Source organism: Pantoea sp. B623 (genome assembly GCF_024814475.1).
Taxonomy (GTDB): domain Bacteria; phylum Pseudomonadota; class Gammaproteobacteria; order Enterobacterales; family Enterobacteriaceae; genus Pantoea; species Pantoea ananatis.
In genome coordinates this window covers 1,363,250-1,385,960 of record NZ_JANUXM010000004.1, presented here as the reverse complement: position 1 = coordinate 1,385,960, position 22,711 = coordinate 1,363,250, and the positions used below count along the sequence as shown (strand labels likewise).

At 55.6% G+C, this 22,711-nt stretch carries 24 protein-coding genes; 15 read left to right on the top strand and 9 right to left on the bottom strand.

Going from position 1 to position 22,711, the window contains the following annotated elements:
• Positions 1 to 24: 24 nt before the first annotated feature.
• A complete protein-coding gene (locus NXS97_RS08420; RefSeq protein WP_022622681.1) occupies positions 25 to 1,038 on the bottom strand; it encodes a LacI family DNA-binding transcriptional regulator in 1,014 nt (337 codons plus the stop codon).
• A 94-nt stretch (positions 1,039 to 1,132) separates the two neighbouring features.
• On the bottom strand, positions 1,133 to 1,780 hold the full coding sequence (locus tag NXS97_RS08415; protein WP_014606469.1) for a CPBP family intramembrane glutamic endopeptidase: 648 nt from the start codon (positions 1,778 to 1,780) through the stop codon (positions 1,133 to 1,135).
• Between the two features lie 520 nt (positions 1,781 to 2,300).
• Between NXS97_RS08415 and NXS97_RS08410 the strand changes: the two genes are divergently transcribed.
• Together NXS97_RS08410 and NXS97_RS08405 are read left to right on the top strand one after the other, a co-directional pair.
• A complete protein-coding gene (locus NXS97_RS08410; RefSeq protein ID WP_014606468.1) occupies positions 2,301 to 2,597 on the top strand; it encodes an I78 family peptidase inhibitor in 297 nt (98 codons plus the stop codon).
• Positions 2,598 to 2,805: 208 nt separating this feature from the next.
• On the top strand, positions 2,806 to 3,126 hold the full coding sequence (locus NXS97_RS08405) for a hypothetical protein (protein ID WP_015700863.1): 321 nt from the start codon (positions 2,806 to 2,808) through the stop codon (positions 3,124 to 3,126).
• A 12-nt stretch (positions 3,127 to 3,138) separates the two neighbouring features.
• Here the strand turns inward: NXS97_RS08405 and NXS97_RS08400 are convergent, their stop codons facing one another.
• A complete protein-coding gene (locus tag NXS97_RS08400) occupies positions 3,139 to 3,390 on the bottom strand; it encodes a biofilm development regulator YmgB/AriR family protein (protein WP_014606466.1) in 252 nt (83 codons plus the stop codon).
• A gap of 397 nt (positions 3,391 to 3,787) precedes the next feature.
• Here NXS97_RS08400 and NXS97_RS08395 point away from each other — a divergent pair, with 397 nt between their 5' ends.
• The 4 genes from NXS97_RS08395 to NXS97_RS08380 all read left to right on the top strand — a co-directional run bounded on the left by NXS97_RS08395 (position 3,788) and on the right by NXS97_RS08380 (position 6,655).
• The gene (locus tag NXS97_RS08395) at positions 3,788 to 4,078 is read left to right on the top strand and encodes a hypothetical protein (RefSeq protein WP_116219497.1); all 291 of its coding nucleotides are present in this window, start codon (positions 3,788 to 3,790) and stop codon (positions 4,076 to 4,078) included.
• Positions 4,079 to 4,223: 145 nt separating this feature from the next.
• A complete protein-coding gene (iraP, locus tag NXS97_RS08390; RefSeq protein WP_014593043.1) occupies positions 4,224 to 4,478 on the top strand; it encodes an anti-adapter protein IraP in 255 nt (84 codons plus the stop codon).
• Positions 4,479 to 4,597: 119 nt separating this feature from the next.
• Positions 4,598 to 4,900, top strand: a complete 303-nt coding sequence (locus NXS97_RS08385; protein WP_014606464.1) for a PsiF family protein — start codon at positions 4,598 to 4,600, stop codon at positions 4,898 to 4,900.
• A 222-nt stretch (positions 4,901 to 5,122) separates the two neighbouring features.
• Entirely contained in the window at positions 5,123 to 6,655 is a 1,533-nt protein-coding gene (locus NXS97_RS08380; protein WP_089517549.1) for an FAD-dependent oxidoreductase, read from the top strand.
• A gap of 49 nt (positions 6,656 to 6,704) precedes the next feature.
• Here NXS97_RS08380 and proC read toward each other — a convergent pair whose 3' ends face one another.
• Positions 6,705 to 7,517 (bottom strand): pyrroline-5-carboxylate reductase, encoded by an 813-nt coding sequence (proC, locus tag NXS97_RS08375; RefSeq protein ID WP_014593045.1) that lies wholly within the window; start codon positions 7,515 to 7,517, stop codon positions 6,705 to 6,707.
• A gap of 296 nt (positions 7,518 to 7,813) precedes the next feature.
• On the opposite strand from proC, the gene NXS97_RS08370 reads away from it, so the two are divergent.
• The gene (locus NXS97_RS08370) at positions 7,814 to 8,263 is read left to right on the top strand and encodes a YaiI/YqxD family protein (RefSeq protein ID WP_013024834.1); all 450 of its coding nucleotides are present in this window, start codon (positions 7,814 to 7,816) and stop codon (positions 8,261 to 8,263) included.
• A gap of 1 nt (position 8,264) precedes the next feature.
• Here NXS97_RS08370 and NXS97_RS08365 read toward each other — a convergent pair whose 3' ends face one another.
• A complete protein-coding gene (locus tag NXS97_RS08365; RefSeq protein WP_022622675.1) occupies positions 8,265 to 8,984 on the bottom strand; it encodes a DUF2076 domain-containing protein in 720 nt (239 codons plus the stop codon).
• Positions 8,985 to 9,266: 282 nt separating this feature from the next.
• On the opposite strand from NXS97_RS08365, the gene aroL reads away from it, so the two are divergent.
• From aroL to ppnP, 3 genes are all read left to right on the top strand, one after another.
• Positions 9,267 to 9,791: a shikimate kinase AroL gene (gene aroL, locus NXS97_RS08360; RefSeq protein WP_014593048.1), complete on the top strand. Its 525-nt coding sequence runs from the start codon at positions 9,267 to 9,269 to the stop codon at positions 9,789 to 9,791.
• A 111-nt stretch (positions 9,792 to 9,902) separates the two neighbouring features.
• On the top strand, positions 9,903 to 10,094 hold the full coding sequence (locus tag NXS97_RS08355; protein WP_014606461.1) for a YaiA family protein: 192 nt from the start codon (positions 9,903 to 9,905) through the stop codon (positions 10,092 to 10,094).
• Positions 10,095 to 10,246: 152 nt separating this feature from the next.
• Complete coding sequence (gene ppnP, locus NXS97_RS08350) at positions 10,247 to 10,537, top strand: pyrimidine/purine nucleoside phosphorylase (RefSeq protein WP_013024838.1); 291 nt, start codon at positions 10,247 to 10,249, stop codon at positions 10,535 to 10,537.
• A 35-nt stretch (positions 10,538 to 10,572) separates the two neighbouring features.
• Here the strand turns inward: ppnP and rdgC are convergent, their stop codons facing one another.
• Positions 10,573 to 11,484 carry a recombination-associated protein RdgC gene (gene rdgC / locus NXS97_RS08345; protein WP_013024839.1) on the bottom strand — a complete coding sequence of 304 codons (912 nt, stop codon included), beginning with the start codon at positions 11,482 to 11,484 and terminating at the stop codon, positions 10,573 to 10,575.
• A gap of 144 nt (positions 11,485 to 11,628) precedes the next feature.
• Between rdgC and mak the strand changes: the two genes are divergently transcribed.
• Complete coding sequence (mak, locus tag NXS97_RS08340; RefSeq protein WP_024472066.1) at positions 11,629 to 12,534, top strand: fructokinase; 906 nt, start codon at positions 11,629 to 11,631, stop codon at positions 12,532 to 12,534.
• A gap of 55 nt (positions 12,535 to 12,589) precedes the next feature.
• On the opposite strand, the gene NXS97_RS08335 is transcribed toward mak, so the two are convergent.
• Genes NXS97_RS08335 through sbcD form a run of 3 tightly spaced genes read right to left on the bottom strand, consistent with a single transcriptional unit; the run spans position 12,590 to position 17,839 of the window.
• Positions 12,590 to 12,961: a cell envelope integrity TolA C-terminal domain-containing protein gene (locus tag NXS97_RS08335; protein ID WP_015700855.1), complete on the bottom strand. Its 372-nt coding sequence runs from the start codon at positions 12,959 to 12,961 to the stop codon at positions 12,590 to 12,592.
• A gap of 10 nt (positions 12,962 to 12,971) precedes the next feature.
• Positions 12,972 to 16,646 carry an AAA family ATPase gene (locus NXS97_RS08330; RefSeq protein WP_116219498.1) on the bottom strand — a complete coding sequence of 1,225 codons (3,675 nt, stop codon included), beginning with the start codon at positions 16,644 to 16,646 and terminating at the stop codon, positions 12,972 to 12,974.
• Positions 16,643 to 17,839, bottom strand: a complete 1,197-nt coding sequence (gene sbcD, locus NXS97_RS08325; protein ID WP_072137841.1) for an exonuclease subunit SbcD — start codon at positions 17,837 to 17,839, stop codon at positions 16,643 to 16,645. The genes NXS97_RS08330 and sbcD overlap by 4 nt, the downstream gene beginning before the upstream one ends.
• Before the next feature lie 197 nt (positions 17,840 to 18,036).
• Here sbcD and phoB point away from each other — a divergent pair, with 197 nt between their 5' ends.
• From phoB to NXS97_RS08305, 4 genes are all read left to right on the top strand, one after another.
• Positions 18,037 to 18,726 (top strand): phosphate response regulator transcription factor PhoB, encoded by a 690-nt coding sequence (gene phoB / locus NXS97_RS08320; protein ID WP_014606457.1) that lies wholly within the window; start codon positions 18,037 to 18,039, stop codon positions 18,724 to 18,726.
• 14 nt (positions 18,727 to 18,740) lie between these two features.
• On the top strand, positions 18,741 to 20,054 hold the full coding sequence (gene phoR / locus NXS97_RS08315) for a phosphate regulon sensor histidine kinase PhoR (RefSeq protein ID WP_013024845.1): 1,314 nt from the start codon (positions 18,741 to 18,743) through the stop codon (positions 20,052 to 20,054).
• 19 nt (positions 20,055 to 20,073) lie between these two features.
• Positions 20,074 to 20,994 (top strand): PstS family phosphate ABC transporter substrate-binding protein, encoded by a 921-nt coding sequence (locus tag NXS97_RS08310; RefSeq protein ID WP_064373309.1) that lies wholly within the window; start codon positions 20,074 to 20,076, stop codon positions 20,992 to 20,994.
• Between the two features lie 319 nt (positions 20,995 to 21,313).
• Positions 21,314 to 22,417 (top strand): cobalamin-independent methionine synthase II family protein, encoded by a 1,104-nt coding sequence (locus NXS97_RS08305; protein ID WP_116219499.1) that lies wholly within the window; start codon positions 21,314 to 21,316, stop codon positions 22,415 to 22,417.
• Positions 22,418 to 22,711: the final 294 nt, after the last annotated feature.

Genomic DNA, 22,711 nt, shown 5'->3' with positions numbered 1-22,711 from the left:
ACCGCGCGGCAGGGATGCCGCGACTTACCGCTTATGAGGCCCGTCCGCGACCGAGGCGCGCTCAATCAGATGGCCGCTAAAGGGCGGCAAGGCTTCCACCTCCTGACCTTCCAGCATGGCGACCAGCTGCGCCAGCGTGTGCTGAATCATTTCTGCGACCGGCACATGCACGGTGGTCAGCGGCGGCAGGAAAAACTCGGCCATACGGATATCATCAAATCCCAGCAGAGAAACATCCTGTGGCAGCCGTTTTCCCGCGGCATGAAGCGCCAGCGCGGCCCCGATTGCCATGTCATCGTTACTCGCCATCAGGGCGCTGAATGTCACGCCCGCGTCCAGCAGCTGCTTTGCCGCCGCCATCCCACTGGCCGGCGTCCACGCGCCCTGCACGATGCAGGCCCTGTCCGCAAGCCCCTGCTCAGCCAGGGCCTGCTCATAACCTGCCAGGCGAGCGGCCGCGGTAGGGGAACCCGTCATACCACGAATAAAGGCAATGTCGTGATGCCCGCGCGCGATCAGATAACGCGTCGCCTGAAAGGTATTGTGCTGATGTGTAGCCCAGACACAGTGGGCCGGATGACGCGGCAGCTGGCGATTCACCACCATAATTGGGATATCGTGCTGCTCGATAATGGCATCCAGTGCCTCGGTGTCCAGAAAGCGGGGATAGATAATGATCGCGTCACAGCGCAGGTCGAGCAGAAACTCAATTGCGGCGCGCTCGTCGTCAGCGCAGGTTTTGCCATCAGCCAGAATTAACTGGCGACCGTAGTTATTGGTCAGGGTGGCAGCCTGAAACAGCAGCTCGCTGAAGTAGGGGCCGTTAAAAAGCGAGTGGGTAACAATTAAGCCAATATTTTGGGACTTTTGCGTGGCCAGGCTGCGCGCCAGCAGATTGGGGCGATAACCGGTTTCGGCAATGGCCTGATAGACCTTTTGCTGCGTACTTTTACTGACGTAACGATTTCCCGCCAGCACGCGCGAGACGGTGGCTTTAGAAACTCCGGCCTTGCGGGCCACATCCAGCATGGTAATCATTGGCTTACAGACCATCCATCCCTGCGGTTAAAAAAGGATACTAGCTGATTTTTCGCAGGTTATTGACGGAGGGGCAATAAAAAAATGATGCCTGTCAGGCGAAATACCAGGCGGGCAGGATAGCAATCAGGTTGTTCAGCGTATGAAGAAAGACCGGCAAGGCCAGCGAATTGCTGCGCAGGCGGGCATAGCAAAGCAGCAGAGAGAAGAGCGTCAGCGCTACCACGGTTTCCCAGTGAACATACTGCGTATGCATCAGCGCAAAGAGCAGGGAGGTCAGTAGCATGCAGGCAAAACGGCTGTTGGGTGCCCAGAGCAGAAAGCCCTGCAACAAAAAGCCGCGAAACAGCACTTCTTCAAATACCGGGGCCAGCAAGACGGCGGTGAGCAACAGAATAAGCATCGAGCTGCGTCCCTGCTGCGTTTGCGCGACCAGCCAGCCTTCAGGCTGTAAGTACTGGGTTTGCGCCGCCATTAAAATAAACAGGGCGCCAATAAAAAGTAACGTCTGACCTGAGCGTAAAAAGCCCAATGGAATATCCGTACGACGCTGGCAGTAGAACCGATACAGCGGATAGATGACCGCAAACTCGAACAGGCAGAGTACAGGCACCAGCAAACCGTCATTACGCAGAATACCGTAATTCGGAAACAGGGTAATCAGCATGGTAACGAGGTAATAGACAACAAAGCTGCCGACATAAAACAGTGTCAGCGTCACTCTGTCGGAATTGGTGTTCATAGGCGACCCAGCCAGCGATGATAAACGCATAGTAGCAACGCGTCGGATCGCTGTCGAGAGAGCGTACGATACAATATTTTTTGTTCAACGCCGTCAGGGCGTTATGCCGGTTTGATGTGCATGGATTCAGGAGGCAAACCCACTGTCAGAGAGGGTTGCAACAGGCTGCCAGACGCCTGCGCCGCAGCCTGAGAACAAGACGTGCAGCAACAAGGGCATGATGACTGGCTAGCGGATGCTGACCGCGATCAGGGTCAACAAGAGGGCAAAGCTAATAAAAAGGATCAGTTCCACTCGCGCTTCCTCAATAACTCATCGTGTCATGGGGGAGTCCGCAAATACTATCAGAGGCTTCTCGCGGTAATTTTAGCCAGCAAGTGCGATTCATCTGTCAATAACCGCATTCCCTAGCATTTAATCCCTGGTATTGTGCGGTAAGTTTGATTTTAGCGGTTCATACCTGCTGACAGGCTTGTTACTCTTCGGAGTCAGGTTTTACACGTCCATGAGGAGAAAACACGTGAATCATTATGGAAAAGCGCTGGTGGCCGCCGGTTTTTTACTGCTGACGGGCTGCCAGTCGGCCACACAATCCGACAAGGCCGCCGTGCCGCTGGATGCGCAGGCGGACAGCTGTGGCGCATCTCAGTATCAACACTTTGTGGGCAAGCCGTTGTCTGCCATCGATAATCAGCGTTTCACGCAAAAAGTGCGTGCCATCCCGTGGAATTCAGCGGTAACGATGGACTTTAATTTCACCCGTCTGAACTTTATGGCCGACAAAAGCGGTAATATCAGCCGTGTCTATTGCGGTTAAGTGGCAAATAAACAGCGCATTGTCATAGAGTTGTCATGGCGTCAGGCGAAGATAACGCCTGTACCCTGTGGGTAGGCGATAACCGTTATCGATCGGTTCAATCAACAGGGTAAGGATTTCCTCGTTACATCAATATGCAATGCTCGTCTTGTTTATTCCCGCTCAGGCGGGAATTTTTTTCTGGTTAAGCCCGAAGAAGGAGCAACGCATGGAATATTTCCAGAGGATTTCAGTCTTATTTTTGCTGCTGGTCAGCCCGGTTGCTCTGGCTTCAAGCCCGGAGGCATGGCAGAAAAGCCAGCAGGTGATGCGGCAGGCGTGCATCAACGCCAGCACCTTAAGCAAGGTAAAAGTACTGGGTCAGGTTGTCGAGTACGATGACAGCGTAGGCTACAGCGCGTTACTGCTTGAAGGGCTCTATCCGCAGAAGCACATGAAAAACCGCCGGGGACGAGAGCTTTGCCTGTTTCAGCGCAGCAGCGGTCGGGCCAGCGTAAGCGAGGCCAACCAGTACCGGCTGGCGAAGTAGGTTAACAGCGGCTCACTCGTGGGGCCGCGCCTCCATCAGCCGGGCTAACAGGGCACGATAGCGTTGCAGGCGTTGCTCATCCCCTTCAAATTCCAGCTTATTGATCACGCGTGCGATAACGGCTTTATTGGTCGTGGGCTGCCCGGCTTCCATCAGTTCCCGCATAATAACGGCCAGCAAATCCGACTCTGGCGGGACATTCCAGTCCGGGCTGTTGAAATAATCGGTGATAGCACGGCTGGCGCTGTTAGATTGCACTCTCATTCTCCATCTCCGCAAACAGACAGCCCGCCCGGTACGCGAATGCGCAGCAGGCAGAGTCAGGTGAGTTAGTGGCTCCCGATATGCACGGCAAGGGTTTAATCGGGCGCATTACGTTGATCAGAACGACCCACGTACCGCACGAATCTGGCGGTTTTTTAAACATAGGTCTGCCGTTACGTCTTGTCAGTAACAACCTGAAATATTTTTCAAATGTGATGAGTGATTTTCAAATAATGCCGCCAGGTTACGTCAGGGTTTTAGCACGTAGTTAACTGATTAATAGATTTATTATTACCGCAGATAAAACCCGGGGCAGAGGCAAAAAAATCGTGCTTACCTCGGGAAACGTCGCCCGACACACGCGTAGTGTGAAGAGGAAATCTGCAGGGTTCGTGGCATGCGACTGCGGGATCTGACCTTTCGAGAGGCGGTGACGCTGAAAGATTTCCTGCCCTGTCTTTCCGTGGCCAGAGAAGTGTCAGATACGCTTTGCCAGTTAAATGCAGAACGTGCTGGCAGCAAAAACAAGGCATTTATCGACGCTTACCATGATGACAAATCCGTGGCCAGAGAAGCGTCTGATACGCTTTGCCAGTTAAGAGCAGAACGTGCTGGCAACAAAAACAGGGCATTTATCGACGCTTACCATGATGACAAAATGGTGACGCCTCGCTTGTCAGTGGAATAAAAACGTTTCGCTCACAATAAATAGAATAAGATAACACCGCCCCCGCGCTGTTATTTTAATGTGCTGATAAACAGAATAAAAAATTCCTTTTTTTTTATTCTGGCGGGTGATATTTTTTTCCTCACCCTGCTGAAGAGGCACCGGCATGAAAAATCTGATTGCTGAGCTATTAATTACGCTGGCAGAAAAAGAAGAAGCGTCTAAAGAGCAGGTCGTGCAGATCGAAGCGCTGGAACTCGTGATCACCGCAATGCTGCGCATGATGCCGCCTGAGCAGCATCAGTCCCTCGTCAACAGCATTGATACGGCCATGATTCATGCCGGCGTGGATCACAACGATCACAATGCCGCGTTATTAAAAAACGCTGTCACCCGATTACTTCACCGGCCCCACAGCTGAAATCACGCCGATCTCCAGAATAAAAGTGCGATCTCTGTATTATTCCAAAGCAAAAGTCGTCTGATTCTTTTCTGGCATGCCAGAATAAATACTGTCTTTATCACAACGGAGTGAAAACAATGAAAGGCAATATCCTGATGATAGTCCTGGCAGGAATAATGATGAGCAGCCACGCCAGCGCGGCAGATAAAACGCCGCAGCAGCAAAAAATGGCGATGTGTAATGAACATGCCAGCAGCCAATCGTTAAAAGGCGATGTGCGTAAGCAATTTATGAGCGATTGCCTGAAGAAAGACAGCAAAGTTGCGGACATGTCGCCGCAACAAATAAAAATGAAAACCTGTAATCTCCAGGCCGGAGATAAAAAGCTGACCGGTGATGCACGTAAAACCTTTATGAGTCAGTGCCTCAAAAAAAGCTAAGACTCAGCCGGCCATTTCGGTGGCCGCCTCCCTTCATCGCCTGCCATCAGTGCGCTGCAGCACGCTTTTAATTACTGAAGAAACAGATGATTAGCGAAAAAAATCGCCATTGAGGCGCAAGCTTTTCCAATCCTTTGCCACACTTACTGTTTATAAGGGATTGCGCCGCGCGCGTTCGGGCGCGGCGCTTTTACCCGTGACGGTTGGAAAAGGAGCCATGTCGTGAACTATCAATTTGTTATTGCTCTCAAGGATTTACCGCAACGTCAGCCGGTTAAAAAAAAGCTGGGTGAAACAGAGTTTTTACTCATCCGTGAGGCTGACAGCGTCCAGGCTTTCCAGGCAAAATGCCCTCATGCAGGCGCGCCGCTTGAGCAGGGCGCTATCTGCGGCGACAGGCTCATCTGTCCCTGGCATAAAGCGGCGTTTGAACTGAGCAGCGGTAAAATGTGCGAGCCGCTGGCGCTGGCCGACCTGAAACAGTATCCCGTTCGCATCGAAAATGGCCAGATTCTGGTTAACCCTAAAGCGATGTCGCCTGCTTCGCCAGTGGGCAGCGGTGCCAGCGCCCCGGTCTTTGTGGTACTGGGCGGGGGCGCGGCCGGGAGTGCGGCACTGTGGCGATTACGCCACGACGGCTTTAAGGGCCGCCTGGTGCTGGTAGAGAGTGAGCCTGAAGCCCCTTACGACCGCACGGCGCTGACGAAATTTGTTCCCTCAGGCAAAATGGATATCGATGATGTGCCGTCGCTGCTTGGCAGTGACATACTCGATCACGTCGAGCGCATCCAAAAGCGCGTTGAGCGAGTTGATAATGAGGCGCACCGTCTGGTGTTTGCCGACGATAGCACGTTGCAGTTCGATAAATTATTAATTGCAACGGGCGCAGAGCCTGCCAAGCCGTCGATTGCTGGCGCTGATTTAGCGGGCGTACATATTCTGCGCAACAAGCAGCATACCGCGTCCCTGCTAGCGGCCGTCGATCGAAGCCAGCAGATTGTGATTATCGGTAACAGCTTTATTGGCATGGAGCTGGCCTCGTCGCTGCGTAACCGTGACGTTGAGGTGACCGTCATTGCACGTCACGCGCTGCCGTTTGCGGCACAGTTTGGTGAGGCGATCGGCCGTTATTTCCATCAACTGCATCAGGCCAACGGCGTAACATTTGTGGAAGGTGAGATTGCGTCGCTTCAGGGCGAAAACCACGTGACGGGCGTGCGGTTAAAAACCGGTCAGCAGATCGCTGCCGATGTGGTGCTGTTCGCTACCGGCGTTAAACCGGCCACCTCGTTTATTCACGACCTGCCGCGGGTTGAAGATGGCAGCCTGCAAACGGATGAGCAGCTACGCGTGGCCGAAAACGTCTGGGTAGCCGGCGATATTGCAACCTATCCTTCCGCCCAGGGGCCGCTGCGCATCGAGCATTTTCGCGTGGCAGAGCAGCAGGGCCAGACCGCAGCAATGAATATGCTGGGAAATATTCATCACTATGACCGCGTGCCGTTTTTCTGGACCGCGCATTATGGTACCCGCTATGAATATATTGGTCATGCCACAGACTGGGACGACTACCAGCAGGTGGGATCGCTGGAAGAGAAGACGTTTATGGCCTTTTACGGCAAGGAAGGGCGGCTGGCTGCGGTTTTCTCGTGTGGACTCTACACGCTGACCGCCGCGCTGGTCGAAAAGATGCAGGAGCCCATGACGATGGAACAGGCACTGGCATGGTATCAGGCCCACCATTCTGCACAATAATGGGCCCGTAAAACCGTCTGGCAAACGGCATGTTTGCCAGACATGTCGGTTAACTGCGGCTCAGCTTGTCCGACTTCGCCATGCACTGCTGCATGGCTTCGATCACGGCTGAACGGAAGCCTTTTTCTTCCAGCACTTTCACCGCTTCAATGGTGGTGCCGCCGGGCGAGCAGACCATATCTTTCAACTCACCGGGATGTTTACCCGTTTCCAGCACCATCTGTGCGGAGCCTTTCACGGCCTGGGCCGCAAACCGGTAAGCCTGCGCGCGCGGCATGCCGCCCGCCACGGCGGCATCGGCCATGGCTTCAATAAACATAAACACGTAAGCCGGAGCTGAACCACTGACGCCAACCACCGAGTGGATCAGGTATTCATCGACGACCGCCGCCTGACCAAAGCTCTCAAATATCGCGACCACTTCATCGGTCTCGCTCTGTTCAACCAGCACGTTGGGCGTAACGGAGGTCATGCCTTCACCGACCAGGGAAGGGGTGTTTGGCATTGCGCGAATGATCTTACGATCGTGCCCCAGCACGGAAGCCAGGTTATCCAGCGTCACGCCCGCGGCAATTGAAACGACTACTGCCTCTTTTTTCAGGCTGTTAGCCAGTTCTTTCAGCACTTTGAGGATCACATTGGGTTTGACCGCACCAAACAGAATATCCACGTGCTGGGCCAGCGCTTCCGCACTCTCCGCGGCGTTAATACCGTACTGTTCGGCCATTTGCTGATTGGTGCTCGGTTTGCGGTCGTAAATCCAGATAGCTGACGGTGTCATTTGCCCGCTGTTTATCAGCCCGCCAATGATGGCTTTTGCCATGTTGCCACCGCCAATAAATCCGATTTTCTTTTCCAGCATCACCGTCTCCTTTCCTGTTTTCACCGTTATCAACGCTGTAGCTTACTGCAGACAGGATTAATAACAAGTTAGCGGTAACGCACGGCGGCCGGTGCCAAAGGGCAAAAGAGAGTGATGGCGGCACGTTTTTGTGGTGAACGCGCGTTGAGCACTCCCTTCATCGTTGACGATATTCGGGGGGCTGACGTGCGTTCTGAACGCGAGATCTGGCCATAGCGGAAGCCGGGGAATTTTACTTAACCCCGTTTTGCAAAACAGGTTAACATCGTCGCTATTTTCCAGAATAAGGAACACCAATGTCTATCTGGGTCGATGCGGACGCCTGCCCAAACGTCATAAAAGACGTGCTGTACCGGGCGGCGGACAGAACGCAAACCATGGTCACCTTTGTTGCGAATCAATTTTTACGCGTACCGCCATCGCCCTGGTTGCGCACGCTACAGGTGCCGGCTGGGTTTGATGTTGCCGATAATGAAATCGTGAAGCGTGTGCAGTCTGGCGATTTGGTGATTACGGCAGATATTCCCTTGGCCGCAGAGGTGATTGAAAAAGGGGCGTCGGCGCTGAATCCGCGCGGGGAACGGTATTCACCTGCCACCATACGCGAGCGGTTGACGATGCGTGATTTTATGGACACGATGCGCGCCAGCGGCGTACAGACAGGCGGTCCCGCCGCCATGAGCCCGCGGGACCGCCAGCAGTTTGCCAATGAACTAGACAGCTGGCTAAGACAGCGACAACGTTAAATCAAACAAAACTGTCGTCGTCATCGTAATCATTGCCGCCGAAGTCATTCAGATCGCCATTGTCGGCATAGGTGTCACTCCAGCCGTTGCTTTGATCCAGGAAGGACTGATTGTCGGCACCTGTTCCCTGATCGAGAAACGACTGATCGTTCCCGCCATTAAAGGTATTCAGGCTGTCATCGACCTGAGGCAGCGACTGGGGTTCGTTAATGATGTTAACGATCTCTTCCGGCTGCGAGTGGTGGAACATGCTGGTCAGCATATCGGCCATGACCACACCGCCTGCTACGCCCACGGCGGTTTGCAGTGCGCCGCCCAGAAATCCACTGCCACGGGGCGCAGGTGCGCTGGCATAGGGCTGCTGCGGCGGCTGTTGCGGTGCGCTGTTCCACTGGGGCGATGGCTGAGCCGGTTGGGCCTGCTGACTGCCGCCGCCAAACAGGCTGGATAAAAACCCGCCACTGCTTTTTGGCTGCTGCTGTTGCTGAGCCTGTTGCTGAGCCAGATGATTTTCCAGCTCCTGAACCCGCTCATTCAGTTTTTTAAGTGCCGCTTCCTGAATCAAAATGGCCTGAGCCATATAGTAGGGCGCGCCTGGTTGCGCCTGCAGGTGTTGTTTGATCAGTTGTTCGGCAGCAGCATCGCGTGCCGCAGTCTGGCTTTCAGCTTGTTTCAAACGGCTAAACAGATTTTCAATCAGTTCTTGTTCTTCGCGTTGCATGATGACTCTCCCGTTGCGACTGTTAACAGTATATGGGGGCGACGTGCAGCAATGTAAATTCGTGGCGGTAAGCAAATGTTGCTGACGTAAACTTTTTTACCCAATGCACAAAATGTGCATCGTTAACCTGCTGTATTTATTTATTTTTTTGCAATAGTGGGTGCAATCATGCGTAAAATACGCTCAATGGGTAGAGGACGAAATAAATTCCCGCTATGATGCGTCCTATTATTGAGCCTAACCTGCAGCTGTGATGGGCTGCGCGGCGGAGGAACTGCCCTGATGTCCTTGTCCATTTTTTTGATCGGTGCGCGCGGATGCGGAAAAACTACTATCGGTGAAGCCCTGTCTCATGCGCTGGGTTATGCGTTTCGCGATACCGATCATCACCTGCAATTCACGACGCAGCGTACCGTAGCGGAAATTGTGGCTGCGGAAGGATGGGAGAGCTTTCGTGCGCGTGAAACCGACTCGCTCAAAGCCGTAACCGCCCCGTCAACCATTATCGCCACCGGTGGCGGGATGGTGCTGGCGGAAGGTAATCGCCGTTATATGCGTGAGCACGGTCAGGTGATCTGGTTAAGTGCACCGCCTGATATCCTGGCCCGTCGTCTGGAAAGCCAGCCGGAAAATGCTCAGCGCCCCACGTTAACCGGACGCCCCATCGCGGAAGAAATGGGTGAAGTGCTGCGCGCCCGTGCGCACCTGTACCGTTCTGCCGCGCATCACGAGGTGAACGCCATGCTGGCACCTGAACGCGTCGTTGAACAGATCCTGCAGTCGTTATCTCTGGCGCGTGCCAGTTAACCCTCAGATTTATCCCGCTTTCGCCGTCCTTTCCGCCGTATTGACTATACTTATCCCATGGCAGGCAATCGCCTGTCGTGTGGAATGTCATTTAGCGAAGAGGGACACATTATGCCGACAAGACCTCCTTACCCCCGAGAAGCGCGCGTTGTCACTGTGGAAAAAGGCCCCGAAGGCAAAAAAGTGACGTCATGGCAACTGCGGGCCGACCATCCCAAGCCAGATTCGTTAATCAGCGAGCACGAATCAGAGCAGGAAGCGCATGATGCAAAAGATCGCTATGAAGATGTAGAAAAAGAGTAAGCCTCTGCTCTGGCAAGGAAGCCATTGATTTCCCCCGGTTCCCGCGGCAGCCATTGCCGCGCGGCGATCACAATCACTCACTATTTCGCGTGACAGATCAGCAAGTTCCCTTCTACACTGCCAGTCACCCTAATGTGCTGTGAGGAAGGTTTATGCTCAATGTAAGTGAGTATTTTGACGGAAAAGTTAAATCCATCGGTTTTGACAGTGCGAGCACCGGCCGTGCCAGCGTCGGTGTTATGGCAGAAGGTGAATACACGTTTGGCACCGCCCAACCGGAAGAGATGACCGTGGTAAGCGGCTCAATGAAAGTGTTGCTGCCGGGTGAGACAGAGTGGAAATGGTTTGAGGCGGGATCGGTGTTTAACGTACCGGGCCACAGCGAGTTTCATCTGCAGGTAGGCGAGCCGAGCGCATATCTTTGCCGCTATCTGAAAGACTAAGAAGAACGGCCGCAGGCAATCTGCGGCCAAATGCATTAACGCTGAGCTTCGCCACCTAACGCTTCAACCAGATTGCTGGTCAGGGCCGCCAGTTCGCTGGTCATCAGAATAAAGTCTGCATCAAAACGCTGCGCAAAATCTTCCCGATCGATATCATCATTCTGGTCACGCAGCGTATCGCTGAACTTCAGGCGTTTCACCGAGCCGTCGTCGGATAAGACGAACTGAATACGCTCCTGCCAGTCCAGCGCCAGCTTGGTCACCAGCTTACCGGCTTCGATATGGTTGGCAATTTCATCGCACACCAGATCCTGTTTCTTGCAGCGAATCACGCCGCCATCTTCCAGAATGGCCTTGAGCTCGGCTTCGTCCATGAGGGCAAAACCGGCCGGAACATCCCCGGAACGCACCCATTCGGTCAGGGTAAGTTCAATCGGACTTTCCAGCGTCAGGGGCACAACCGGCAGCGAACCCAGGCTTTTACGCAGCAGAGCCAGCGTGTCTTCGGCTTTTTTAGCGCTGGCGCAGTCCACCATGATCAGGTTGTTCACGGTGTCGATCCACATATAGGTCTGACTGAAACGGCTGAACGCACGCGGTAAAAGGCTGTGCAGCACTTCATCTTTCAGCGAATCTTTTTCCGTCTTTTTTAGCTTGCGGCTCTGCTCTGCCTCAAGCTTGTCGATTTTGGCCTCCAGCGCCTGCTTCACGACCGGAGAGGGCAGGATTTTTTCTTCTTTGCGCGCGCAAATGACAATCTGACCGTTGTTGACGTGGGTCAGGGCATCGCTGCGATTGCCCATCGGTGCCACCCACCCGGTCTTGCTCATGTCCTGACTGCCGCAGGGCGAGAAGGTGAAAGCCTCCAGCTGTTTTTCCATGTCGTCTGCAGACAACGGAATGTCACGATTCAGACGATAAACCATCATATTTTTAAACCACAACATCGGGATTCCTTACCGTGGCGCGATCGGGCGCACAAATCTTACTAAGTGTGCGCATGATAGCGAAACATCGGAGCGGTTTCATTGCCTTTCAGGCATTCGCCTTTTAGTGTAGAAAACACCCTAACGAATAATGAGGAATAAACCGTGCGCATAGGCATTGATTTGGGCGGCACCAAAACAGAAGTGATTGCGCTGTCCGGCGAGGGAAAAGAGCTGTTTCGCCATCGGATTTCCACGCCCCGTGACGACTACCGGGCGACCGTGCAGGCCATCGTTGATTTAGTCCGCCTCGCCGAAGAAAAAACCGGCCAAACCGGGACGGTAGGCTTAGGTATTCCGGGCACGATTTCGCCCTATACGCAGCGGGTGAAAAACGCGAACTCCACCTGGCTAAACGGTCAGCCGCTGGATAAAGATTTGGCGCAGGCGCTGAATCGTGACATCCGCATAGCCAATGACGCGAATTGTCTGGCCGTGTCCGAAGCGGTCGATGGCGCAGGCGCGGGGCAGGCACTGGTGTTTGGGGTAATCATCGGCACCGGTTCGGGCGCAGGCGTAGCGATAAACGGCGCGTCACGCATTGGCGGCAACGGCAATGCGGGCGAATGGGGTCATAATCCTTTGCCGTGGATGGATGAAGACGAGTTGCGTTACCGCGTGGAAGTCCCCTGTTATTGTGGCCAGCAGGGCTGCATTGAAACCTTTGTTTCCGGTACCGGCTTTGCTATCGACTATCAGCGGTTAAGCGGTGTGGCGCGCAAAGGCGCTGAGATTGTCAAACTGCTGGAGCAGCAGGATCCCGTGGCTGCCCTGGCAATGAGCCGCTATGAAATCCGTCTGGCAAAATCCCTGGCTCAGGTTGTCAACCTGATCGATCCCGACGTGATTGTGCTGGGCGGCGGCATGAGCAACGTGGACCGTCTGTACCAGACGGTGCCCACGCTGATGAAGAAATGGGTTTTTGGCGGCGAGTGTGAAACGCCGGTGCTGAAAGCGATGCACGGGGATTCAAGCGGTGTGCGCGGCGCGGCCTGGCTGTGGCCGGAATAAACGCCGCCGTGGCCTGCGGCCCTGTGCAACATACTGAAGGATGCACAGGGCTGGCTCAGCGAACCGGCGCGAAGGCAAAGACGAGCTGCTGTGGGGCGTACGGTGGAGGCAAAGGCATATCCCGCGCGCTGCTGACGCTCTGCCAGGCCTTGAGGCACAGCGACTCATTTCCTTCTGTTCGCATCACGTTATAGCGCCCATCCGGGCGACGCTGTGCCGTCACCAGGCAACGCTGGCCCACATAGTTTTTCGCATTGTGAAAATTGCGCATGACGGACGCATTGACCTCGCGAATATAGCGGTTCACGTCCTGACACTGCGCCTGGGGCAGGCCTGACGCGCATTGCGCTTCGGAAGCCTCAGGATGATGACTGCATCCTGCCAGCAGCAGCATCGTGGCCGCCATGATTCCTGTACATCTCAACATAATTAACCTCTTACGTACCCGGCAATTCAAGTTTGCTGTAACCCAGGCCATTCATTTTGCGGACCTTAATTTGCACCGGAATGCGCTCTTTCATCGCCTCGACGTGACTGATCACGCCAATGGTTTTTCCACTGGCATTGAGCGCATCCAGCGCATCCAGGGCGGTATCCAGCGTCTCTGCGTCCAGCGTGCCGAAACCCTCATCAAGAAATAACGACTCGATGCGGGTTTTATGGCTGACCAGATCGGATAGCGCCAGCGCCAGCGCAAGGCTCACCAGAAAGCTTTCTCCACCTGACAGCGTGCGGGTATCGCGTGCGCTGTCCGCCTGCCAGGTATCCACCACGTCCAGTTCCAGCGCATCGATGGCGCGGCGCTGTAAAAGGTAGCGACCATGCAGACGATCCAGCTGGCGGTTAGCCAGCGCCACAAGGTGATCGAGCGTGAGTCCCTGGGCAAAGCGCCGGAATTTATCCCCGGTCGCCGAGCCGATCAGATCGTTAAGCAACGCCCACTGCGCCAGCGTGGTTTCCTCCTGCGCAATCTGAGCCAGCAACGTTTGCTGCTGGGTCCGCAGGCTGGCGTCGCTTTGCAACTGCTGCTGCAGTTGTCCCTGCTGACTGGCGTTCTCCCTCAGAGAATGCCGCAATGCTTCCAGCTGTGTGGTCAGTGCATCGGCGGACTCAGGCATCTTATCGGGTTTAGCCTGCTCATGGGTTGCCAGCCGTTGCTGCAGCTCTGCCAGGCGGGATTGTTGATGGAGCAGATGCTGATCGATCTGCTGCAGTCGCTGGCGAAGCTGTTGCGCTTCATGCTCGTCAAGCAACGCGGCGCGCAGGCTCGCCTCGTCCGGGAATTCCGCCGCAGTCAGCGCGGCGTTGAAGTGCTGCTCAGCGTCCGTCAGGCGAGTGCCCAACCTGTGTAGCTGGCTCTCCAGCAACGTCAGTTGGCCGTGGAGGCGGCTGGCTTCAGCCTGAGACTGCTGCAGCCTTTCACGCTGCTGCGTCAGCTGCGCCTCATGATGCTCGACGCTCTCCTGCATCTGCCGACGGGCCTGAATGACATCCCGATCGCCAAACAACGCCTCACGCTGCTGACGTTTTTCGCGGTATTGCTGGTCCAGTGCGGCGAGCTGCTGTTGCTGCTGATTCAGGCGCTGCTGCTCAAGCTGCAGCTGTTGGCGCAGGGCGTCAGCCTGGCTTTCCGCGCGCGCCAACTGAGGCTGCAAGTTAGCAAGCAACCGCTCACTTTCCTGCCACTGCTGCCAGCGCTGTTGCTGTTCAGCCAGCCAGCTGTCGCGCTGTGCGCTGTCAGGCAGCGTCAGGCCGAAGCCTGCGAATTGTTGCGCCAGCCCCTCCTGGAGCGGCTGAGCATTCGCCTGAGCCTGTTGGTGATGGCGCTGTAAAGTCAGTAACGCCTGGTGTTCGTTCTCCAGCTGCTGTTGCGTCAACTGCAGCGTTTGCTGGTGTTGCTGCTGTGTCTGCTGCTGTTGCAGATGCTGTTCTTTTGCCGCCTGATACGTTCGCTCGGCGTGTTCCAGCGTCTCTGTCTGCGAAGTTAATGCCTGTTCCTGACGGCTTTGCGCCTGCAGCCAGTGGTCCAGCGCGTCGGTGTCGTTCAGAGTGAAGGTAAGCGCAAGCTCACCGCTCAGTGCCTGCCAGCGCTGGGTCAATGCATCCAGCTGCTGCACTACACTGGCGAGCTCGTCGCGCAGAGACTGCTGCTGGCCCTTAAGGTGTTTTATCTGCTCATTTTTGGCCGTACCGGTTTCGCTCAGTGCTTCCACCTGTTTTTGCAGCACGGCTTTGCGCTGTTGGTTGGCGCTGACTTCGAGCGTGCGGTAGGTTTCAACCGCGGGGTGTTCGCAGGAACCGCACAAAGGGCAGGGTTGCCCGGCCTCCAGCCGCGCCCGGTGTTCTTCCAGATCGGCAATATGGCTTTCAAGCTGGCAAATCTTCTCCACGTCGGTGAGTTGCTGTTTCTCCCGCTTCCATGTTTCCCGCAGCGTCAGTAATTCAGCCTCAGCCTGCTGGCAGGCTTTTTCCAGATCCTGTAACCGTTTTTCATACTGACCGCGCTGCTGATGTAGCGGCTGCCACTGGGCTGCAAGTAACGTCAGCGTCTGACGTGCGTCACGCTGTTGAGTTAACTGCTTTAAGGCCTGACGCAAGGCTTCGGGAGGATGCGCCTTATGGAGCGATGTTAGTGCTTGCTCAGCGTCAGACAAGGTCTGCTGCGTGAGTTGCCCGGCCTGCTTCAATGGCGCAAGCTGTTGTTGCAGCTGTTCGACCTGCTGCTGGCGCTGATGAAGCTGCAACGCCTGTTGCTGAATTTGCTGCGCCGACGCCGCCTGATCGGTTTCATGGCGGGCCAGTTGAGCAAAGCGGTCCTGCCACAGCGGAAGATTTTCGCCCCAAACCGGCATATCCGCCAGCTGTTGCCGACGCGCCTGCTGCTGTGCCAGCGCCTGCTGGAGATCGCTGACCTTATGTTGCTCGGTTTGCATCGCCTGTTCACGCTGCGTACAGCTCGCCTGCTGCTGTGCGGTTTCATGCTGCAGCTGTTGAATTTGCTGCTGCAGGGCCGAGAGCGCCTGATCGAGTGGAATAACCTGTCCGCTCAGTAGCGTTTCCTGCTGGTGCTGTTGCAAACGCACCTGTTCGCGCGCCGCTTCGGTTTCCTGATAACGCTGCTGCAACTGCTGCTGCTCGTGGGCCGTCGCCTGCATCTGCTGGTTTAACTGCTGCTGACGCTGTTGCAGCTCCGCGCGTTCAGTCTGCAGGTTGTCGCGCTGTTGCAGCGCACCGCGCAGTTTTTCTGCCGGTTCACTTCGTGCCAGACGCTGGCGATCGGCCTCTGCCGCCTGACTCGCCGCGTTGGCGGCCTGACGGGCGGCGTTCACCTGTTCAGCATCCGCGCTCAGCTGCTGTGCCAGCTGCAGCCACTGCTGCTGCCGCTGAGCGGTGTCAAACTGACGGCTGAGTTGCTGCTCGGCCTCAGTCAGGGCTGCCTGCTGTTGCTGCAGCCCGGCGCGGGTCGCCTCATCAAGCAGTGCCATGCCGCCTGCCCGACTGCGCATCAGTTCCAGCGCATTTTTGGCTTCTTTATGGCGCTCAAACGCGGCCATGGAAACCAGCCCGTAAATTTCCGTTCCGGTCAGCTCTTCCAGCAGCTCTGCGCGCTCATTCGCTTTGGCGTTAAGAAATGCGGCGAACTGGCCCTGTGACAGCATCATTGAACGGGTAAAACGTTCAAAATCCAGGCCGCTAAGCGTTTCGGTAAGCCTGAGCTTGTCGCCCACTTTGTCTGCAACGATCTGATTATCTGCGCAGCGAGCCAGCTCGACGCGGGGAGCCTGCAGTTTGCCGTCGGCCGTGCCTCGTGCGCGGTTCTGGCTCCAGAATGCCCGCCAGGCCTCACCTTTGATTTCAAACTCGACTTCGGCCAGGCACTCGGCGCAGTCGCGCGTCATCAGCGGGTTGTGGCCCTGAGAAATCGCACCCAGGCGCGGCGTCTGGTGATACAGCGCCAGGCAGATAGCGTCCAGTAAGGTGGTTTTACCGGCACCTGTCGCGCCGGTAATGGCAAACAGACCATTACTGGCGAAAGGTTCGGTGCGAAAATCGATAAACCATTCTCCTTTCAGCGCATTCAGGTTTTTGAATCGCAGCGTGAGGATCTTCATGGGTTCGCCTCCAGGTCGGCCAGCGTCTGCTTAAACAGGGTCGTGACCTGGACGATCTGCTTGTCATCAAGCTCCTCATTAAGCGCCAGGCGTCGGGCAAAAACCTCTTCGACCTTAAGTTCGCTCAGGGTTTCGTTATCCGTTTGCGCCAGGCTGTGCTGGCGCTGTTCACGACTGCGGCGTAATAGCAGCACTTCCACCGGTAAATCTGCCGTCAGCGCTTCAACCTGGCGCTGCAGATCGCTTAAGTACTCTTGGGTGGTGACTTCTATATCGAGCCAGACCGGCTTCTCTCCGCTGGGAGGGGAAAGGTGAGCGAGCTGCTCACTGATTTGCGCCAGGGAGCCTTTAAGCATCTGCATCGGCTGGAAGGTGGGAACCGGCAGGGTCAGGGTTTCCAGGCCGCGCGGGCTGAAAGTCAGCAGACAGACACTTTTTTCGCTGCCCAGCTCGTCAAAGCTCAGCGGAATAGGGGAGCCGCTGTAGCGAATATGGTCGCTGTTCGCGACGCGCTGAGCGCGATGAATATGTCCAAGGGCGATGTAATCGGCCGGCGGAAACGCCGAGGCAGGAAACGCATCCAGCGTGCCGATGTAGATATCGCGCACGGAGTCACTTTTGCTGACGCCAAGGGCGGTAAGGTGGCCGGTCGCCACGATCGGCAGGGACATGTTCAGCGCCTGTGCCGCCGCAAAGCTGCGCTGATAATGGGCGCTGATGGCCTCCAGCAGGCTGAGCTGTTTATCCCGTCCAGACTGACCGGCCTGGCTGCGCATAATGTCGCGCGGGCGCAGATAGGGAATCGCGCACAGCAGCGCGCCGGGTTCACCCTGGCGGGTTGTCAGAATCATGACGTCGTCACTCTCCTGCGGCGTGGCAACGACCCGGGTGTTCAGACAGGCCAGCAGTTCGCGCGATTCATTCAGCGTTGCCACCGAGTCATGATTGCCCGCCAGCACCACCAGTTGACAGCCGCTGGGCTGTAACGCCACCACGAAGCGGTTAAACATTTCACGCGCATAGCTGGGCGGCGTACCGGTATCAAACAGGTCGCCCGCCACAATCAGCGCATCGACCTGATGCTGTTCGATCTGTATTAACAGCCAGTCAAGAAAGGCCTGGTGCTCGGCGGCGCGGCTCTTGTTATAGAAGAACTGCCCCAGGTGCCAGTCCGCGGTGTGGATAATGCGCATAAAACTCCCTGCCAAATCGATTTGCCCGGCAATTATACTGGCTCAGTCACTAAAGCCACAAAACATGTCGTCATGTTGTCATAAATGGTTGTTGCAGGCCGGTTTTTATGGCTAACTTTTTCATAAAAGTGTCACAAAACTGACGCATAATGGCGCCGCAAATATCAGTGAAAGCCGTCCTACCTGCAGGAGTAATAATGGCTAAGCGCATTTTAGTTGTGGAAGATGAAGCTCCAATCCGTGAAATGTTATGTTTCGTACTGGAACAAAACGATTATCAGCCGATTGAGGCAGAAGATTATGACAGCGCCGTCAGCAAGCTGATTGAACCCTGGCCTGACCTGATCCTGCTGGACTGGATGTTACCCGGCGGCAGCGGCATACAATTTATTAAACATCTTAAGCGTGAAGCCATGACGCGTGATATACCGGTCATGATGCTCACCGCGCGCGGCGAGGAAGAAGATCGGGTACGCGGACTGGAAGTCGGTGCCGATGACTACATCACCAAACCGTTTTCCCCGAAAGAGCTGATGGCGCGAATTAAAGCCGTTATGCGTCGTATTTCGCCGATGGCGGTAGAAGATGTGATCGAAATGCAGGGCCTGAGCCTGGATCCATCTTCGCATCGCGTGATGTCAGAAACCACACCGCTGGAAATGGGGCCGACAGAATACAAGCTGCTGCATTTCTTTATGACCCATCCTGAACGTGTTTACAGCCGTGAGCAGTTACTCAATCATGTCTGGGGCACTAACGTCTATGTTGAAGATCGTACGGTTGACGTTCATATTCGTCGTTTACGTAAGGCGCTGGAACTGACCGGCCACGATCGCATGGTACAAACCGTACGCGGAACAGGTTATCGTTTCTCTGCCCGCTTTTAAACGGAGCTTTAACCGTGCTGGAACGCCTCTCCTGGAAGAGATTACTGTCCGAACTGGTGCTGGCGTGTCTGCCTGCGCTGGTGCTCGGCCTGCTGTTCGGCTATTTGCCGTGGCTGCTGTTACTGAGCGTAGTCGGTATTTTACTGTGGCATTTTTACAACCTGATGCGCCTGTCTCACTGGCTGTGGCTGGATCGCACGATGACGCCACCGTCCGGACAGGCCAGTTGGGAACCGCTGTTTTACGGGTTGTATCAAATGCAACTGCGCAACCGGCGGCGGCGGCGCGAATTAGGTAATCTGATTAAGCGGTTTCGCAGCGGCGCGGAGTCGCTGCCGGACGCCGTGATACTTACCACCGAAGAGGGCACTATTTTCTGGTGCAACGGCTTGGCCCAGCAGCACCTGGGGCTGCGCTGGCCAGAAGATAACGGGCAAAATATCCTTAATCTGCTGCGTTATCCTGAATTTTCTCGCTATCTGCGGCAACGTGATTTCGATAAGCCGCTTACGCTGGTGCTGAATAACCAGCACCACATGGAATTCCGTGTGATGCCCTACAGCGAAGGCCAGTGGCTGATGGTGGCTCGCGACGTAACCCAGATGCATCAGCTTGAAGGGGCACGGCGAAACTTCTTTGCCAACGTCAGCCATGAACTGCGCACGCCTTTAACGGTGCTTCAGGGCTATCTGGAAATGATGAATGACTCCGTCATGAATCAGCGCTCACGGGACAAAGCGTTGCACACCATGTCGGAGCAAACCCGGCGAATGGATAGCCTGGTCAAACAGCTCCTGACGCTGTCGCGCATCGAGGCGGCTCCGGCCATTAACCTGAAAGAAAAGGTTGATGTACCGGTTATGCTCAAACTCCTGCAGCATGAAGCTGAAACCCTGAGCGGCGGGCGTCACGCCATCCATTTTCATACCGATCCTCACCTGAAAGTCTTTGGCAATGATGAACAATTACGCAGTGCTATCTCCAACCTGGTCTACAACGCGGTGAACCACACGCCCGAGGGGACGCGCATTGATATCAGCTGGCTGCGCAGCAAGCAGGGCGCGGTATTTACAGTCTGTGATAACGGCCCCGGCATTCCACCTGAGCACATCCCGCGCCTGACAGAGCGGTTTTATCGGGTGGATAAAGCGCGTTCACGTGCGACCGGCGGCAGCGGTCTTGGGCTGGCCATCGTGAAGCATGCGCTCAGCCATCACAATGCGCGGCTGGAGATCACCAGCATCCCGCACCAGGAAACCTGTTTTACCTTTACCCTGGCACCACGGTTGATTGTGACTAACGGGATGCAGGAGAATGCGGTTCATTAACTGCTGACGGACCGGAACGATGCGCCTTCTTTTTTTGCTGTTCTTTTCTCTCTTGCCTGCCTTGGTGCAGGCGCAGCCGGTGATGCTTTCAGGCAATCTCAGCAGCGCAGGCTCGGACACGCTCGGCTATCTGATGACCCTGTGGGGCGATGATTTTAGCCGTCAGTCACCCGGGGTAAATGTGCAGGTTCAGGCATCGGGCTCCTCAACGGCGCCAACCGCGCTGACAGCCGGATCCGTCCAGTTAGGGGCAATGAGCCGTCCCATGCAGGCGGATGAGCGCCAGGCGTTTGAGGCGCGATACGGTTATCCTCCGTTGGCCGTGCCGGTGGCGATGGACGCGTTGGTGGTGGTGGTCAACCAGCGCAATCCGCTGACGTCCATCGATCCCCGCCAGCTTGATGCGTTGTTCTCCGTCACGCGTCTGTGTGGCGCAAACCAGGTGCCCGAACGCTGGGGCGATTTGGGTCTGCATCAGGCTGAGTGGCAGCAGCGATCTATCCAGCGCTATGGCCGCAATTCGGCCTCCGGCACATGGGGATTCTTCAAGCAGCAGGCGCTGTGTCAGGGCGATTTCCGCAACGACGTGGCGGAGTTTCCCGGCTCGGCGGCGGTGGTACAGGCGGTCGCCGGGGATCCGCGCAGCATCGGTTATGCCAGCTTCGGTTTTCACCTGAGTGGGGTAAAACTGCTGCCGGTTATCACAAAAAGGGGGGAAGCCGTTGCGCCCGATCCTGAATCCATCCGCAGCGGTCGCTATCCCTGGGCACGTCCGCTCTATCTGTACGTTAATAAAGTGCCAGGTAAGCCCTTGCCGCCGTTGTTAGCCGCCTTTCTGGAACAGGTTCTGTCTAGTGCAGGGCAGCAGCGCGTCATCGAGGCTGGCTATCTGCCGCTGTCTGAAACGCAAATGAACCTGGCGCGCGCCTCCCTCCGGTAAGTTTCCCCGCTCGCCCACAGCCAAAGGGGTTACCGCCTTCGCCCATGTTTTCCCGTTCCTGCCGCACGTCTGGCAGGGACCTGTGCCGCATCAGGGGCATAAATCCCCGCCGATTGCCTCGGTGCAAACCTCAAGGGGAGCACAGTCAGAATCCGGCCTCGCAACATGAAATTATTTCATCTCAAGTGAATATTATTCGTTTGCACGTGAGCACATCGCGTGGGAATCTACATCCAGACGTTTAGCCATCTGGAAGGCTAAAATAACATTGTGTAACTATTCCCGCCCGAAATTATCTGGCCGGTGACCAGGAGTAATCATGCAAAGACAAACCGCCCCGTTTCGCGCCGACACCGTTGGCAGCTTTCTTCGTCCCGCCGCTATTAAGCATGCTCGCGAAAAATTTCATGCGGGTGAGATCGGCGCTGATGAACTGCGCGATATTGAAAACGACGCGATTCGGGACGTGGTCGCGAAGCAGCGTGAAAATGGCCTCAAGGTCGTGACCGATGGCGAATTTCGCCGCGGCTGGTGGCATTTTGACTTTTTCTACGGTCTGAAAGGTGTTGAGCATTTTGAAGCCGAGCAGGGCATTCAGTTCAACGGCGTGCAGACGAAAGCGCAGGGCGTAAAAATCACCGGCAAACTGGGTTTTGACGGGCATCCGATGCTGGATCATTTTCGTTTCCTGCAGAGCGTAGCAGGCGATGCGGAAGCTAAAATGACGATTCCCAGCCCGAGCGTGCTGCACTTTCGCGGCGGCCGAAAAGTCATCGACGCTGACGTTTACCCCGATCTCGATGTGTACTTTGACGATCTGGCACAGACCTACAAAGAGGCGATCAAAGCTTTTTACGACGCGGGCTGTCGCTACTTACAGCTGGACGATACCGTCTGGGCCTACCTTTGTTCAGACGATCAAAAGCGTGAGATCCGCGAACGTGGCGACGATCCAGACCAGCTGGCCCGCACCTACGCGCGCGTGCTGAATAAGGCGTTAGAAGGGAAACCGGCCGACCTGACCGTGGGCCTGCATGTGTGCCGTGGCAATTTCCGCTCCACCTGGATTTCTGAAGGTGGCTACGAGCCGGTGGCCGAGATCCTGTTCGGCTCCGTGAATGTGGATGCGTTTTTCCTTGAATACGACAATCATCGCTCTGGCGGATTCGAACCACTGCGGTTCATCAAGCCCGGCCATCAGCAGGCGGTGCTTGGCTTAATTACCACGAAGGTGGGTGAACTGGAAGATGCCGAACAGGTGAAAGCGCGCCTGCAGGAAGCGACCCAGTACATCAGCCTCGATCAGATTTGCCTCAGTCCGCAGTGTGGTTTTGCCTCGACGGAAGAGGGCAACAGCCTGAGCGAAGCAGAGCAGTGGCAGAAGATTCGACTGGTCGTGAACGTCGCGAATCAGGTCTGGTGATAGCAGAATGTGTGCAGCGTGGCGCAATAAATGCGCCACTTGTGCATACAAATCCGCCTTCATGCTGATATTTACCATCGCTTGTTTATTTTTAAAGCACATCATCTGATGCGGTTGCAGAGAATATTGATGTGATCCTCTAATATTGATTCAAATTGCGAAATAACCCTCTGGTTTTCCGATCCCGTATTGCCTTTCTTCGCTATAAACGTTTTACTTACCGCCGTTGTCGATTTATCCCTCTGTGAACAGAAAAAAAGCAGCTTAAATCACCTGCGCTAAACCAGACGCTGC